Genomic DNA, 15,940 nt, shown 5'->3' with positions numbered 1-15,940 from the left:
CCGTTCTCTCGGGAGAGCTCCACCTTCGTCGTTGAAGGTAGGGCTGTATGTGGGGTGTTGCAGGAGCTAATGCAGTGGTTGTGCCAAGTCGCACACGCCGCGTTTTTATTGAGTGTTTGGCGAAGGCCCCAAGGTATTTGCGCACCATTTAAAGGCGTAGCGCCCACAACTGGCGCGCCCTCGATCTGTGTAGGAACCGGCTTGCCGGCGAAGATCGTCAACGATAACGCGTGGTACCAGGCTTAACGTGGTGACTGGGCTTTTTTCGCCGGCAAGCCGGCTCCTGCAGAGGGGGGTTACAGGGACAGCAGATACAGCAGCACCATATTGATCAGCAGCGACACCAATGCCAGGGTTTGCCAGACCTTCAGCGGCTCGCGCTCCAGTAGCGGGCGGGGGCGCACGCTCAGTTCGCGGCGGTCGGCCTGTTCCAGTACCAGCAGCCATTCCTCAGCGGTTTCATAGCGTTGCTCCGGTTGTGCGGCGACCGAACGTTCCAGGCTTTGCTGCAACCAGTCGGGCAGGTCCGGCCGATAGCGGCTGGCGCTGACAGGCGTGTTGAACCGGGGCCGCTGGAACGCTTCGATTTCACCGTAGGGATAGTGCCCGGTCAGCAGGAAATACAGGCTCACGCCGACGCTGTACAAATCCTGCTGCGGAGTCGGACGATCGCCACTAAAGGCTTCAGGCGCAATAAAACTGGGGGTGCCCGGCAACAGGTGAGCGCGGTCTTCGGATAACCCTGGGCAATAGGCCAGGCCAAAATCCAGCACCCGCAGTTCGCCGTCATCCCCCAGTAGCAGGTTTTCCGGCTTGATATCGCGGTGCAGGATTTGCCGGCGATGCAGCATGCCCACCGCCCGCAGCAAACGCTCGGCGATGGACTGCCATTGTGCCAGGGGCAACGGGCCTTGCCCTTGGAACAGTTGGGCCAGGGTCTGCCCGCTGTATTCACGCATCACGTAATACAGATGCTGACGCCCGCCGCCCGGATGGACTTCAGGAAAGGCCCGCCCGGCCACCCGGCGCAGAAACCATTCCTCCGCGAGCAAGGCCTGGGCGGCGTCGTGGTCATCATCCTGGCCAGGGGGCAGGGTCTTCAGTAGCCAGGGTTGCTGCTGGGCATCGCTCACCCGGTACAGCAACGACTGCCGACTTTGCGCCAGCACCTTTTCCACCTGCCAGCCTTCAAAGGACTGCCCGGTCTTCAACGGCGGTGGCAATGGCCATTGCTGCAACTGCACCAGCGCATCGCCCAGGGTCGCCGCGCCGAGCTGGTCGATGCGCACCAGCAGGGCGCTGGCATTGTCCTGGCTACCTGCCAGGTGCGCGGCGTTGACCAGTGTATTGACGGCCAACTCCAGGTCGGCCTGTTCGCGCAGAATCGCGCGGATGCTGTGATCGGCCAGGGACGACCACACACCATCGCTGAGCAACAGGAAACATTCGCCCTGGCGCAGTTCACCGTCGAGAAAATCCACCACCAGGTGCTGATCCAGACCCAGGGCGCGCTTGAGCACGTGTTGCATGCCTGGCTGCTCCCAGACATGTTCTTGACTGATGCGCTGCAACTCGCCGTCGAACCAGCGATACACCCGGCAATCACCGACATGGGCCAGGGTAAAGCGCTGGCCGCGAAACACCAGGGCGCTGAGGGTGGTCAACAGCGGCTGGCCGCCGCCATTGGCCTGCAGCCAGCGGTTCTGTGCCAGTAACAACCGGTCCAGGGCCTGGGCCACGCCCCAGGTTTGCGGCGTGGCGTAGTAGTCCATGGCCAGGGCCTGCAAGGTCGAACGTGCGGCCAGGCCGCCGTCGGCGCACTGGCTGACGCCATCGGCAATTGCGCACAGGTAACCTTTGCTGGCGGCCAGCTCCGGGGCCGGGGTGACCAGGCGCAGGGCGTCCTGGTTTTCTGCCCGTGGCCCGATGGCACTGGCCTGGGCCGCGCTCAGTTGCAGGCCCATCAGACCCGCGCTGCGGTGACAGCGGCTGAACCCCAAGTGGTCCGCCAACGACGCTTCACGCCATACAGGCCGAACCACGCCAGCACGCCCAGGCTGGCGAACAGCCACAGTGCCAACTGATAGCTGCCGGTGCTTTGCTTGATTGCGCCCATGCCCGCCGCCAGGGCGAAACCGCCGATACCGCCGGCCATGCCGATCAGCCCGGTCATCACGCCAATCTCGCGACGAAAGCGCTGAGGCACCAGTTGGAACACCGCGCCATTACCGGCACCCAGGCCGAGCATGGTGCAGACGAACAGCGCCAGTGCGGCGTAGGAACTGGGTAGGTTAAAACCCACTGCGGCGATGCAAACCGCCGCGACGCCGTACATACCCAGCAACGTGCGGATCCCGCCAAAACGATCAGCCAGGGCACCGCCCAAAGGCCGCATCAGGCTGCCACCGAACACGCAGGCAGCGGTGTAGTAGCCGGCAGTGACCGGGCTCAAGCCATATTGGTCGTTGAAGTAGCCGGGCAGGGCGCTGGCCAGGCCGATAAAGCCACCGAAGGTCACACTGTAGAAGAACATGAACCACCAACTGTCACGGTCTCCCAAGGCCTTGAAATAGTCGGCCATGGATTTGGCTTTTGGTCGCTCAGGCGCATTGCGCGCCAGCCAGGCGAAGACGATCAGGGTCAGGATCAGCGGGATCAGGGCAAACCCGAACACGTTGTTCCAGCCAAATGCGGCGGCGATCAACGGTGCCAGCAGGGCGGCGAACACAGTACCGGAGTTGCCGGCACCGGCGATGCCCATGGCCTTGCCCTGGTGTTCGGCGGGGTACCACTGGGAGGCCAGCGGCAGGGCGACGGCAAAGGACGCCCCGGCCATGCCGAGAAACAGCCCCAGCAGCAGCGCCTGTTCATAGCTGTGGATCCCCAGTTTCCAGGCACAGAACAGCGCCACAATCACGATCACCTGGCCAATCAGGCCGGCGGTCTTGGGCGACAGTTTGTCCGCCAGCATGCCCATCAAAAAGCGCAGGATCGCTCCCGCCAGGATCGGCGTGGCAACCATCAGCCCGCGCTGCTGGGTGGTCAGTTGCAGGTCGGCGGCGATCTGTACGGCCAGCGGGCCCAATAGGTACCAGACCATGAAGCTCAGGTCGAAGTACAGGAACGCGGCAAACAAGGTTGGGGTGTGTCCGGATTTCCAGAAGCTTGATTTCATCACGCACCTCAGGTTGGGGATCTTGTAGAAGGCCTGGTGATGGAACGGCCAGGGAAGGCCGCCCCACCCAAACGAAAAAACGCCGCCATCGGGTCTGCCTGGGCAAACCGGATGTGCGACGTCTTTGTCGTGGAGGGGCAACCGCCGTTGGCTACCTGTGATGTTCAGTTAGCAAGTCTTGCGCCAATGTTGAAACTGTAGGCGCCGGCTTGCCGGCGAAGGACCCGAGAGCGGCGCGGGGCAGCGGGGTACCGCGCGTTATCGTGGAAGATTTTCGCTGGCAAGCCAGCTCCTACAGGGAAGGTGGTGGGATCAGCCTAATAACTCACTCATGGCAATAATCTGCTCCGCCACCTGGATCAGCTTCTGCTGGCGGCTCATGGCCTGGCGGCGCATCAGGGTGTAGGCCTGTTCCTCATTGCAGTCTTTCATTTTCATCAACAGGCCTTTGGCCAACTCGATGCGCTTGCGCTCCGCCAACTGCTGGTCGCGGGCCAGCAGTTGCGCGCGCAGGGCCTGGTCGCTCTCGAAGCGCGCCATGGCGACGTCGAGGATCGGTTGCAGGCGCTGGGCCTGGATGCCTTCGACGATATAGGCACTGACCCCGGACTTGATTGCCTGGCGCATCACGCCGGGGTCGTGTTCGTCGGTAAACATCACGATGGGCCGGGGCTGATCGCGGCTGACCAGCACCACTTGTTCCATCACATCGCGGCCGGGTGACTCGGTATCGATCAGAATCACGTCCGGGCGCACCGTTTCGACGCGGGCTGGCAGGTCGATGGTCAGGCCGGACTCGTCGATGACCTCAAAGCCGGCCTCGGTCAGCGCACTCTTGAGGCGCCCGACTTTGCGCGGGGTGTCATTGATCAGCAGGATTCGCAACATGGGTGGCCTCCCGTCAGCGCAAGGCGTGGCGGACGACATCGTCGGCCAGGGCGTGCAGGCGGAAACTGCGGGCGTAGCCGGCCGGGTCCGAGCCATCCCAGACCTTGCCGTCGATCAATTGGCAACTGCGCATTTCCTGACCCCGGTCGGCCACACCCACGGCTGTCGCGGCCTGGCGATAGAGGTCCAGTTGTTGCACCTGACGGGCAACGGCGTGGTAATCGGGGTCGTCACGCAGCAGGCCCCAGCGGCGGAACTGGGTCATGAACCACATGCCATCAGACAGGTATGGCAGGTTGACCTCGCCACCACCATGAAAGCGCAGGGCGTGCACGTCTTGCCAGCGGTTACCCAGGCCGTCGTCATAGGTACCCAGCAGTCGTGGCTCGATGCAGTCGAGCGGGGCGTCCAGGTAGTCCCTGGCGCAGAGCAGTTGCGCGGTGGAGCGACGGTTCTCGATGCTGTCGTCGATAAAACGGCTGGCCTCCAGGACCGCCATCACCAGCACGCGGGCGGTGTTGGGGTATTGCTCGACAAACGCCTGGGTACAGCCCAGGACTTTTTCCGGGTGGTCCGGCCAGATCGTCTGGCTGGTGGCAAGGGTAAAGCCCTGGCTCTGCTGCACCGCGCTGGCACACCAGGGTTCACCGACGCACAGGCCATCGATCCGCCCGGCCTGCAGGTGCGCGACCATTTGCGGCGGCGGGACCACCACGCTCTCGACATCCCGTAGTGGATGAATGCCCTGGCTGGCCAGCCAGTAATACAGCCACATGGCGTGGGTTCCGGTAGGAAACGTCTGGGCGAAGGTGAGTTTTGTCCGGCTTTGGTGCACCTTGCGCTCCAGCGCCTCAGGACTGGTCACGCCCTGTTGTTGCAGGCCCTGCGAGAGGTTGATGCCTTGGCCGTTCTGGTTCAGGCCCATCAGCACTGCCATGTCGGTCGGCGCGACGCCACCGATGCCCAGGTGTACCGCATAGATCAGGCCATACAGGCTGTGGGCGGCATCCAGTTCGCCGCTGACCAACTTGTCCCGCAGGCCGGCCCAGGACGATTGGCGCTTGAGGTTCAATGTCAGGCCGTACGGTTGGGCGAACCCCTGGGTCGCTGCGACCACCAGCGAGGCGCAATCGCTCAGGGCCATGAAGCCCAGGTCGAGGCTGCTCTTTTCCGGGGCATCGCTGCCGTTGACCCAGGCCAGGGGGTTACTTGCCTGGCTGTTGCCGACCTGATCATTCATCCACACCTACCTTTTGTATGAAAAAAGGCGTCGTTATGCAGGATGGCATGCAAGCCCCGGCAGGTAACGACGCCTTTGTCCGTGAGCCCGTTCCGACGTTGGTGCGGGCTGCGATAGGCAAGTTAAAGCAAGGCACATGCCACGGTGTGCGGGGTCAGGTTTTCATCAAGATTACGCCGTGAGGAGGCTTTCACTATGGCGCCCCTTCATGTAACACCGCTCAGGAAACCCGGCGTGCTCCTTGATCGATTTATCGCCGCGACCGTTCATGGCTTTTTGCAGCGCGGGCTGCTGGCCTGGTTGTTGATGCTCAATGTCCAGCCTGCGATGGGTGAGTCCTATTGGGTGTGGGACGAAAGCCTGGTGGGCTTCTTCAGCCGGCTTGCAGTGCCCCTCGGCCAGCCCATCGTGGTCAGCAAGCAGGCGGCGGGCAAGCGTATTACCGGGCAATTTGATTTTGCCGAGGCGCAAGCGGTCCTGGAGGCCGTGGCGTTGCAGCATGAGTTGATCTGGTACAGCGACGGCCAGGTGCTGCATCTGTACGACGCCAGCGAGGCCAAGAGTTCCGGGGTGATGCTGCGGCACATGACGGTCGATCGGTTGCGCGATGCCATGCGGCGCTCGGGGCTCGACGAGGCACGCTATCCCATTCGCAAGGCCGGGCCGCGATTGTTTTATGTGTCCGGGCCGGCCAATTACGTTGATCACGTCTTGCGTCTGGCCCAGTTGATGGATCGCCCGCGTCCGGTGCACCGCGAGGATTTGCCCAAGGTGGATGTGATCCAGGTGAACAATGCCGATGTCGCGGACCGCCGTTACGACATGGGCTCGCAGACCGTCACCGTGCCCGGTATTGCCACGCTCATCGAGAAACAGCTCGCCGAGCTGGGGCGCAAGGCCGGTGCTGGCGCTGCGGTGATTGCCTACCCGCAGGTCAACAGCCTGTTGATCAAGGGCAGCGAGCAGCAGTTGAGGTTAATCAAAAAACTGGTGGCTGAACTGGATGTACCCCCGCGTCCCGAGGAGGTTTCTGCAGACGGGCATGAGTTTGAAGGGCACATCGCTTCGACGCCCCTGAGCGCCGATCAGTACGAACATGTACGGCGCGCATTTACACGGGCCGCCGAGCAATAAAGCCGGGCTCTGGGGAGCAGGCTTTGAAAGTTCCTACACAACACTCCCGGAATATTTCGATGCAGAGGGCTTTTTCCTAACGTGAAATTGGCGGCGGGTTTTTATAGTCGCGACATCTCCCAGGCGGTGCGATACCTCCGCAGACAGGTACAGGGGTTTGAATGATTGTTGCAGTTGAGGCCCTGATGGCGGCGTCCCTCGTCTTTGGGCATTGGACGTTGCAGAGGGATGGCAGGTTGACCACCGAAGGGCGTGATATTCAATTGGCGCCCAAGGAGTGTCATGTGTTGCGCCTGCTGCTGGCCTCCCCCGGCATGCTCGTTACCAAGGACTGGCTGCTGGAGCAGGTCTGGCCCGATATCGACGTTGCCGAAGAGTCCCTGACCCGCTGCATCTACTCGTTGCGCAAGCAATTGGAGGGTGATCGGGCGTTGATCGCGACGGTATATGGTCGCGGCTACCGCTTCAATGGCTGGGTGCGGGTGGTCGAACAGCCTGGCACGGTGCGGGCGATGGGCGCAGAACCCCGCGCTTGTCCGGCCTGTGGATGGTGCGGTGAGTGGGTATGAAGCACGCCTGCCGGTTGGTACTGCTGTTGCTCAGCCTGGGTGGGGTGGCTGAGGTTCGGGCTTACTGCTGGGCCGAGGCCGCTCGCCAATACGATATCGAGCCGGAACTGTTGCAGGCGATTGCTGCCGTGGAGTCCGGCTACCGCGCCGAAGCCATGAATTACAGCAATAACAATGGCAGCCGTGACATCGGCCTGATGCAAATCAACAGCATTCATTTGCCGCGCCTGCTTAAGCAGGGCATTACCGAGCAGCGGCTGTTGGATGAGCCGTGCCTGTCGGTAGAGGTGGGGGCATCGATCCTTGCCGACTTCATCAAGCAGTTTGGCTACAACTGGACCGCTGTGGGCGCCTATAACGCCGGCCCCGGGGCTGGGGCCGAGCGCGAGGCGCTGCGCCTGCGTTATGCGCAGAAGATCTGGGCCCGCTACGAGGAGTTGATGGCCCATCGCAATGGATGATCGACCGACGGTGTGCCATGCCTCGCACGGACCCGTCACCCCGGCTATAATCGCCGCCACCTTTCGCCGCCATCCGAGTCAAGCCCGCCCATGTATACCCTGGCCCGCCAGCTGTTGTTCAAACTCTCCCCGGAAACTTCCCATGATCTGTCCCTGGACCTGATCGGCGCGGGTGGCCGCCTGGGGCTCAATGGCCTGGTGTGCAAGGCGCCGGCGAAGATGCCGGTCTCGGTCATGGGGCTTGATTTCCCCAACCCGGTCGGCCTGGCGGCTGGCCTGGACAAGAACGGCGCGGCCATCGACGGTTTTGCCCAGTTGGGGTTCGGTTTTGTCGAGATCGGTACCGTCACGCCACGCCCGCAGCCGGGCAACCCCAAGCCACGTATTTTCCGCTTGCCGGAAGCCGAGGCGATCATCAACCGCATGGGCTTCAACAACCAGGGGGTCGATCATCTGCTGTCGCGAGTGCAAGCCGCCAAGTACAAGGGCATCCTCGGCATCAATATCGGCAAGAACTTCGATACCCCGGTGGAGCGTGCGGTGGATGACTACCTGATCTGCCTGGACAAGGTCTACGCTCACGCCAGCTATGTGACAGTCAACGTCAGTTCGCCCAACACCCCGGGCCTGCGCAGCCTGCAGTTTGGCGACTCCCTCAAGCAACTGCTCGAAGCCCTGCGCCAGCGCCAGGAAGACCTGGCGGTACGCCATGGCAAGCGCGTGCCGTTGGCCATCAAGATCGCCCCGGACATGAACGACGAAGAAACCGTGCTGGTAGCCCAGGCCCTGGTGGATTCGGGGATGGACGCGGTGATTGCCACCAACACCACCCTCAGCCGTGCAGGCGTTGAAGGCCTGGCCCATGGCGACGAAGCGGGTGGGCTTTCCGGTGCGCCGGTGCGCGACCAGAGCACCCATATCGTCAAGGTGCTGGCTGCCGAGCTGGCCGGGCGTTTACCGATCATTGCCGTGGGCGGGATTACCGAGGGCAAGCACGCCGCCGAGAAAATCGCCGCAGGTGCCAGCCTGGTGCAGTTGTATTCCGGGTTTATCTACAAGGGGCCGGCGTTGATTCGCCAATCGGTGGACGCCATCGCGGCCTTGCCAAAACCCTGATGCCTTTATAGGAGCCCGCTTGCCGGCTCCTACAGTTCCCCATAAAAAAGGGCTCCTCGAAGGAGCCCCTGGGCCGAAGCCCGCCGCCCGGATGGGGCGTGCGTGGTTAAGTCGTTGCATTCTTCAAGGTGGTTGTCGGAATTAAGTGCCCTGATTAGCCGACGGCGTGAAGTTCGTTGAGTCTGTGGATCCCCGCAGTGCCGGTCATACCGTCCCAATTGTCGCCGCGTCCTTCGCGCCAGCCGTTAATCCAGGCTTGGCGCACCGACGGTAGAGTAAATGGGCAAAGCTCACGGGATTTGCCATGAACGCCATACTGATATCCGCGTAAAAATGCTCTTTCCAACGGATCACGCTTAAGTCTTCTCATAGGGTGTTTCCCTCACTTGTTGACTGTCTTGATATCCTTCGACCTCGTCCGAGGCCGGGCAGAGTTTTTCTGCCGTTGGTGTGGCTCGCTGCCGGCGTGGCGAGCCTAGGTGTCGGCGTCGTTGCGGCGCTGACCTGTGTTGAGTTCTAACCAATAGGTCACATGGATTCAATGATCGTTTTGTCATAAGCACGTAACGATAATGATGCTATAGCCATAAGCTGGTGTGGCTTTTCGCCCCATTTGTTGGGCAAAGCCAGCTATGATGTGCCCTGCATAGAGGATGGGTTTAATCCTTTAGTGAGAATACCCGCCGCTGGCCGTCGGTTATTATTCGACGAAGGGTCGGAATATTTCTTTTTGTTGCACCAATTATCTATCTGCCCTGGCAATCAAGGCCTGCAGGCCTGGACATCGGGGTGGAACGGCACACATTCGTGCCACGCGAGCGTTCTTCAAGAAAAGCGCTTGATTGAAAACCGAACGCGCGATGCGTCGCCCGTTCACTTATTGCTGAAAAGCCTGGAATGCCCATGTCGGACCGTTACGAACTCTTCCTCACCTGCCCCAAGGGCCTTGAAGGCCTGCTGATCGAGGAAGCCGTCGGGCTTGGCCTTGAAGACGCGCGCGAGCACACCTCGGCCGTGCGCGGCATGGCCGACATGGAGACCGCCTATCGCCTGTGTCTCTGGTCGCGCCTGGCCAACCGTGTGCTGCTGGTGCTCAAGCGCTTCCCGATGAAGGATGCCGAAGACCTGTACCACGGCGTGCTGGATATCGAATGGCAAGACCACATGGTCCCTGATGGCACCCTCGCGGTGGAATTCAGCGGCCATGGCTCGGGTATCGACAACACTCACTTCGGCGCCCTGAAGGTCAAGGATGCCATCGTCGACAAGCTGCGCACCCCGACCGGCGAACGCCCGTCCATCGACAAGATCAACCCGGACCTGCGCATTCACCTGCGCCTGGACCGTGGCGAAGCGATCCTCTCCCTCGACCTGTCCGGCCACAGCCTGCACCAGCGCGGTTATCGCCTCCAGCAGGGGGCAGCACCGTTGAAGGAAAACCTGGCAGCGGCGATTCTGATTCGGGCCGGCTGGCCGCGCATTGCCGCAGAAAACGGCGCGCTGACTGACCCGATGTGCGGCGTCGGCACCTTCCTCGTGGAAGGCGCGATGATCGCTGCCGACATGGCTCCCAACCTCAACCGCGAGCAGTGGGGCTTTACTGCCTGGCTCGGCCACGTGCCGGCCTTGTGGAAAAAACTCCATGCCGAGGCCAGCGAGCGTGCGGCCATCGGCATGAACAAGCCGCCACTGTGGATCCGTGGCTACGAAGCGGACCCGCGTCTGATCCAGCCCGCGCGCAACAACATCGAGCGTGCCGGCCTGAGCCACTGGATCAAGATCTACCAGGGCGAAGTCGGCACCTTCGAGCCGCGCCCGGACCAGAACCAGAAAGGCTTGGTGATCTGTAACCCGCCGTACGGCGAGCGCCTGGGCGATGAAGCCAGCCTGTTGTACCTCTACCAGAACCTCGGTGAGCGCCTGCGCCAGGCATGCATGGGCTGGGAGGCCGCGGTGTTCACCGGCGCCCCGGACCTGGGCAAGCGCATGGGCATCCGCAGCCACAAGCAATATTCGTTCTGGAACGGCGCCTTGCCGTGCAAGCTGCTGCTGATCAAGGTCAACCCCGATCAGTTCGTCACCGGTGAGCGCCGTACCCCGGAACAGCGTCAGGCCGAACGTGAGCAAGCCGCTTACGACCAGGCCCCGACCGAGCCGCAAGAGCGTCAGTACAACAAGAACGGCAACCCGATCAAGCCCGCGCCGGCACCGGCCCCAGTGGTCGAGCAGGCGCGCTTGAGCGAAGGCGGGCAGATGTTCGCCAACCGCCTGCAAAAGAATCTCAAGCTGCTGGGCAAGTGGGCCAAGCGCGAGGGTGTGGATTGCTACCGTGTGTACGACGCCGATATGCCGGAGTACTCCATGGCCATCGATCTGTACCACGACTGGGTCCATGTCCAGGAATACGTGGCGCCCAAGTCCATCGACCCGGAAAAAGCCTCGGCGCGTATGTTCGACGCCCTGGCCGCGATTCCCCAGGCGTTGAACATCGACAAGAGCCGCGTAGTGGTCAAGCGCCGCGAGCGCCAGAGCGGCACCAAGCAGTACGAGCGCCAGAGCGCCCAGGGCAAGTTTACTGAAGTCAGCGAAGGCGGGGTGAAGCTGCTGGTCAACCTGACCGACTATCTGGACACCGGCCTGTTCCTCGACCACCGCCCGATGCGCATGCGCATCCAGAAAGAAGCCGCCGGCAAGCGCTTCCTCAATCTGTATTGCTATACCGCTACCGCCAGCGTGCACGCGGCCAAGGGCGGTGCGCGCAGTACCACCAGTGTCGATTTGTCGAAGACCTACCTGGACTGGGCGCGCCGCAACCTGTCCCTCAATGGCTTCTCCGACAAAAACCGCCTGGAGCAGGGGGATGTGATGGCTTGGTTGGAAGCCAGTCGTGATGAATTCGACCTGATCTTCATCGACCCGCCGACCTTCTCCAACTCCAAGCGTATGGAAGGCGTGTTCGACGTCCAGCGTGATCACGTGCAGTTGCTCGACCTGGCCATGGCCCGCCTGGCACCGGGTGGGGTGCTGTATTTTTCCAACAACTTCCGCAAGTTCCAGTTGGAAGACAACCTGGGCGAGCGCTATGGCGTCGAGGAAATCAGCGATAAAACCATCGATCCGGATTTTGCCCGTAACCCGAAAATCCATCGGGCCTGGAAAATTACCGCACGCTGATCGACCTTGAAGCCGCGAGCCTGGATTTTTCCGGGCTCGCGGCTTTTTTGCGCTGGTCAAACGTAGACCTGATGGCTATAACTAATCTCCTAACCAAAGTGGCGTCCCTGCACGCTGGTGTTCCGAGTTTTGCCTATGCCGTTGCAAGCCGTCCGCCCGAAAATACTGGGATTTATCAGCGAACAGGCGTCGGCTTGGCTGGTGGCATTGGTGGTATTGCTGGTGGGTGTGGCGCTCACCGCCGTGCTGGCGCTGGCCACGGCCGATGTCTATCAGCAGCAGGTTCGCCAGCGTTTCCAGTTGCTGGTCAATGAGCGCTACAGCCGCCTGGAAGAGCGCTTTGAAGACCAGGAACAGCGCCTGGGCAGCCTGCGCCGCTTCTTCGTCAACTCCCATGCTGTTTCCCGCGAAGAGTTCGATGGGTTCGCCCAGCCGCTGTTGTCACGCACGCGTGCCTACGCTTGGGCACCCCGTGTTTTTCGCGATCAGCGCCAGGCTTTCGAGCGCCAGGTGTCACTGCAGCGTGGCACGGCATTCTCCATTCGCGAGCTGAACGAAAGCGGGACCCTGGTGCCAGCGGGCGAGCGTGACGAGTACGTGCCGGTGTTGTACAGCCAGACCCAAAGCCTGCTCGGCTCGCCCTTGGGGTTTGACCTGCTGGCCCAGCCACTGCGCCGTTCGACGATAGAGCGGGCGTACCGCTCCGGGACCATTGCGGTGTCCCAACCCATGTCGCTGGTAGGGGTGGAGCCGGCGTATGCCATGGGGGTGCTGCTGGTTGCACCCGTCACTCGACCGCGCACCGCACAAATGTCCTACAACGAACCCTACGGTTACATCATGGCGGTGATCAGCATGCGCCAACTGGTGGCCGACGGTTTGCCCAAGCCCTCACGGGACAACCTGGTGATGCAGATTGTCGACACCTCCGATACGCAACAGCGGGTGTTGTATGAATCGGACAATGCCGTGGGCGATAGCAGCCTGGAGGCGATGCGCCGGTTGACCCTGGGCGATCATGTCTACGCCCTGAAGCTGCGCCCCAGCCAGGTATTCGCCCAGGCCAATCATTCCTCGGTCACCAGTATCCTGACCATGGGCTGTTTGCTCAGCGTGTTGCTCAGTGCCTTGCTCTACGTACTGGTCAGCCAGCGTCAGCGGGCGGTGAGGCTGGTACAGCAACGCACGGGGCAATTGCACCAGCGTGAGTATGAGTTGCGCGGGGCCCATGGCCAGTTGCGCAGCGTGCTGAACGCCGCGACACAGGTGGCAATCATTGCCACCGACTTGCGTGGCGTGATCAACACGTTCAATGCCGGCGCGGAGCAGATGCTGGGTTATCCGGCCAGTCAGGCGCTCGGTCACATGACCCTCGAAAGCCTGCACTTGGCGCCGGAGCTGGAAGCCCGTGCCATGCAGTTGAGTCACACACTTGGCAAACGGATCATGCCCGGCCAGGCGATGCTGGTGGAGGGAGCCGACAGCCTCCATCAGGCCCGGGAGTGGACGTTGGTGCGCCAGGATGGCAGCCAACTGACCGTCAACATGCTGGCGACGGCATTGTTGGATGACCATGGCCTCTGGATCGGGCACCTGGCGATCTGCCTGGATGTCACCGAACAGAAGCGCGCCTATGAGGCCCTGGCGGCGCGGGATCGCTTGCTGAAAAAGCTCAGCGCCCATGTGCCGGGCGGAATTTTCCAGTTCACCCTGGAGCCCAATGACAACTGGCGGTTTATCTACGCCAGCGACGGCATCCGGGATATCTACGAAATCGATCCGGGTTTGCTGCAACAGGATGCCAAACAGGTTTTCGAGCGCATTCATCCCCAGGACGCGGAGCGCATCCGTGCCTCCATTCGCCTGTCAGCACTGCAGCTGAGCCATTGGCGCGAGGAGTATCGGGTCCAACTGCCAGGCCGGGGCCTGCGTTGGATCCGCGGCGAGGCGACGCCGGAAGAGTTACCTGGCGGCGGTACGCTATGGCATGGCTATGTGTCGGATATCTCCGATCTCAAGCGGGTGGAGGAAGAGCTGCGGGCGCTGTCCATCACCGACTCGTTGACGGGTATCCATAATCGCCGCTATTTCCAGGATCGGCTGAAGGCCGAGATGAGCCGGGTTCGGCGCACGTCGGGCGCACTGGCGGTGATCATGCTGGATATCGATCACTTCAAGCGCATCAATGACCAGCACGGGCACGCGGCCGGGGATGGGGTATTGCAGGAGCTGTGTCGGCGGATCCGCCAGCGTTTACGCCGCAGCGATGTGTTCTGTCGTTTGGGCGGCGAGGAGTTCATGGTGCTGTGTCCCAACACCGATGGCGTTCAGGCCTACAGCCTGGCCGTCGAATTGTGGGAGGTGCTGCGCAGCACGCCGATGGAGGGCGTTGGCACGGTGACCGCGAGTTTCGGCGTGGCCGGTTGGCGGGTCGATGAGGGCGTGGATGGCTTGCTGCTGCGCGCGGATTCGGCGGTGTATGCGGCCAAACAGGCGGGACGGGACCGGGTTGAGGTGCAGCGCTTGCCTGCCTGAGCACTGCATGCCTAATGTGGGAGCAAGCCTGCTCCCAGATTTAGTCCGCAGCGTTTTCAAACGCTTGGTAAGCCAACCGCTCTATAGACCCGGTGCGACAGCGGCCAGTTTCGGTTGGCGATACAGGTCCAGCAGCACCTGGTCCAGCACCGAGGACGCGCCCCAAGGCTTCGGATCGTTGAGAATCGCCACCACTGCCCACGTGTTGCCGTTGTTGTCGCGACTGAACCCGGCAATGGCGCGCACCGTGTTCAGTGTCCCGGTCTTGACGTGTGCCTCACCGCGCAGGGCCGTGGTTTTCAGGCGCTTGCGCATGGTGCCGTCACTGCCGGCAATCGGCATCGAACTGATGAACTCTGCCGCGTACGGGCTTCTCCAGGCGGCTTGCAACATGGTCGCCATTTCCCGGGCGCTGACCCGTTCGGCACGGGACAGGCCGGAACCGTTTTCCATCACCAGGTGCGGCGCGGTGATGCCCTTTTTCGCCAGCCATTGACGGACCACGCGCTGTGCAGCCTTGGCGTCGTCGCCGTCGGCATCGGTGCGGTACTGCGCGCCGAGGCTGAGGAACAGTTGCTGGGCCATGGTGTTGTTACTGTATTTATTGATGTCGCGGATGATCTCCGCCAGATCCGGTGAGAACGCCCGGGCCAGGACCTTGGCGGTTTTCGGCACAGGGGCCAGCACGTCACGGCCCTGGATAGTGCCGCCCAACTCTTTCCAGATCGCCCGCACGGCACCGGCGGTGTAGGTGGCATGGTCGAGTAGCGACAGATACGTCTGCGAGCTGCAGCCATCGCCCAACTGGCCGCTGACGGTTACGGTGACACTGCCATCGGCGGCGGTGACCGGGTTGTAGCGCACGTCGCCGGTACACTGCTTGGCGTTGGTGGCCTTGACCTGATTGTCGATCTGGATGCTGGCAATCGGCGGTTCCACTGAAACCAACACCCTTCCTGAATCATTGCGGGTCACGAAACGCAGGGCCTTGAGGTTGACCAGCAGGGCGTCCGGCTTGACCAGGAACGGTTTGTTGGCATCGTTGCCGTCGTCGTTGAACTCCGGCAATTGCGGCTGGATAAAGAAGCCTCGGTCCAGTACCAGGTCGCCGGTGACTTGCTGTACGCCATTGGCGCGCAGGTCGCGCATCAGCAGCCAGAGTTTCTCCATGTTCAGCTTGGGGTCGCCGCCGCCCTTGAGGTACAGGTTGCCCCGCAGGACGCCACCGCTGAGGGTGCCGTCGGTGTAGAACTCGGTTTTCCACTGATGATTGGGGCCGAGCATTTCCAGGGCGGCGTAGGTGGTGACCAGCTTCATGGTCGATGCCGGGTTGACCGAGACGTCGGCGTTGAACACCGTGGCGGTGCCGGGGCCATTGAGCGGAATCATCACCAGGGACAGCGCATTGTTCTGCAGCTTGGCTTTCTGCAGGGCTTCCTGGACTTTAGGTGGCAAGGTGGTATTGATCGGTGCGGCGTTGACAGAGAGGGCCAGGGGCAAAAGGAAACTGGCGAGCAACAATGGGCGCAAGGATTTGATCATAAGAAGTAAGACCCTACTGCAGAGGAGGGTGAATATGGCGGGGGCTATGTAAGAAAATCCCCCAGTGGTCATGAAAGTGTCGGCATTATGCCCCAAGGTAGGGCCA

General features: G+C 62.0%; 12 protein-coding genes. 6 read left to right on the top strand and 6 right to left on the bottom strand.

Annotated features, from left to right (window positions below; genetic code table 11):
* Positions 1–296: 296 nt before the first annotated feature.
* From HZ99_RS08290 to HZ99_RS08275, 4 genes are all read right to left on the bottom strand, one after another.
* Positions 297–1,964 carry a bifunctional protein-serine/threonine kinase/phosphatase gene (locus HZ99_RS08290; protein ID WP_038442302.1) on the bottom strand — a complete coding sequence of 556 codons (1,668 nt, stop codon included), beginning with the start codon at positions 1,962–1,964 and terminating at the stop codon, positions 297–299.
* Positions 1,964–3,175 carry a nitrate/nitrite transporter gene (locus HZ99_RS08285; protein WP_038442300.1) on the bottom strand — a complete coding sequence of 404 codons (1,212 nt, stop codon included), beginning with the start codon at positions 3,173–3,175 and terminating at the stop codon, positions 1,964–1,966. Before HZ99_RS08285 ends, HZ99_RS08290 begins: the two co-directional genes overlap by 1 nt.
* A gap of 312 nt (positions 3,176–3,487) precedes the next feature.
* Entirely contained in the window at positions 3,488–4,063 is a 576-nt protein-coding gene (locus tag HZ99_RS08280; protein WP_038442299.1) for an ANTAR domain-containing response regulator, read from the bottom strand.
* 13 nt (positions 4,064–4,076) lie between these two features.
* Positions 4,077–5,303, bottom strand: a complete 1,227-nt coding sequence (locus tag HZ99_RS08275; protein ID WP_038442297.1) for a CmpA/NrtA family ABC transporter substrate-binding protein — start codon at positions 5,301–5,303, stop codon at positions 4,077–4,079.
* A gap of 234 nt (positions 5,304–5,537) precedes the next feature.
* Between HZ99_RS08275 and HZ99_RS08270 the strand changes: the two genes are divergently transcribed.
* From HZ99_RS08270 to HZ99_RS08255, 4 genes are all read left to right on the top strand, one after another.
* Positions 5,538–6,437 (top strand): secretin N-terminal domain-containing protein, encoded by a 900-nt coding sequence (locus tag HZ99_RS08270; protein WP_051903125.1) that lies wholly within the window; start codon positions 5,538–5,540, stop codon positions 6,435–6,437.
* Positions 6,438–6,598: 161 nt separating this feature from the next.
* Positions 6,599–7,006, top strand: coding sequence for a winged helix-turn-helix domain-containing protein (locus tag HZ99_RS08265; protein WP_080727689.1), 408 nt, complete (start codon positions 6,599–6,601; stop codon positions 7,004–7,006).
* Positions 7,003–7,467: a transglycosylase SLT domain-containing protein gene (locus tag HZ99_RS08260; protein ID WP_038442296.1), complete on the top strand. Its 465-nt coding sequence runs from the start codon at positions 7,003–7,005 to the stop codon at positions 7,465–7,467. The genes HZ99_RS08265 and HZ99_RS08260 overlap by 4 nt, the downstream gene beginning before the upstream one ends.
* Positions 7,468–7,557: 90 nt before the next feature.
* Positions 7,558–8,583, top strand: coding sequence for a quinone-dependent dihydroorotate dehydrogenase (locus HZ99_RS08255; RefSeq protein WP_038442295.1), 1,026 nt, complete (start codon positions 7,558–7,560; stop codon positions 8,581–8,583).
* Positions 8,584–8,737: 154 nt separating this feature from the next.
* Here the strand turns inward: HZ99_RS08255 and rmf are convergent, their stop codons facing one another.
* Positions 8,738–8,953, bottom strand: coding sequence for a ribosome modulation factor (gene rmf / locus HZ99_RS27690; RefSeq protein WP_002553055.1), 216 nt, complete (start codon positions 8,951–8,953; stop codon positions 8,738–8,740).
* A gap of 533 nt (positions 8,954–9,486) precedes the next feature.
* On the opposite strand from rmf, the gene rlmKL reads away from it, so the two are divergent.
* Together rlmKL and HZ99_RS08245 are read left to right on the top strand one after the other, a co-directional pair.
* Positions 9,487–11,757, top strand: a complete 2,271-nt coding sequence (gene rlmKL / locus HZ99_RS08250) for a bifunctional 23S rRNA (guanine(2069)-N(7))-methyltransferase RlmK/23S rRNA (guanine(2445)-N(2))-methyltransferase RlmL (protein ID WP_038442293.1) — start codon at positions 9,487–9,489, stop codon at positions 11,755–11,757.
* Between the two features lie 135 nt (positions 11,758–11,892).
* A complete protein-coding gene (locus tag HZ99_RS08245) occupies positions 11,893–14,292 on the top strand; it encodes a GGDEF domain-containing protein (RefSeq protein ID WP_038442292.1) in 2,400 nt (799 codons plus the stop codon).
* Between the two features lie 81 nt (positions 14,293–14,373).
* On the opposite strand, the gene dacB is transcribed toward HZ99_RS08245, so the two are convergent.
* On the bottom strand, positions 14,374–15,834 hold the full coding sequence (gene dacB / locus HZ99_RS08240) for a D-alanyl-D-alanine carboxypeptidase/D-alanyl-D-alanine-endopeptidase (protein ID WP_038442291.1): 1,461 nt from the start codon (positions 15,832–15,834) through the stop codon (positions 14,374–14,376).
* Positions 15,835–15,940: the final 106 nt, after the last annotated feature.

It is taken from the genome of Pseudomonas fluorescens (assembly GCF_000730425.1).
Classification (GTDB): domain Bacteria; phylum Pseudomonadota; class Gammaproteobacteria; order Pseudomonadales; family Pseudomonadaceae; genus Aquipseudomonas; species Aquipseudomonas fluorescens_X.
Note: the sequence above shows the minus strand (reverse complement) of the source record. Positions and strands in the feature narration are given on the sequence as shown.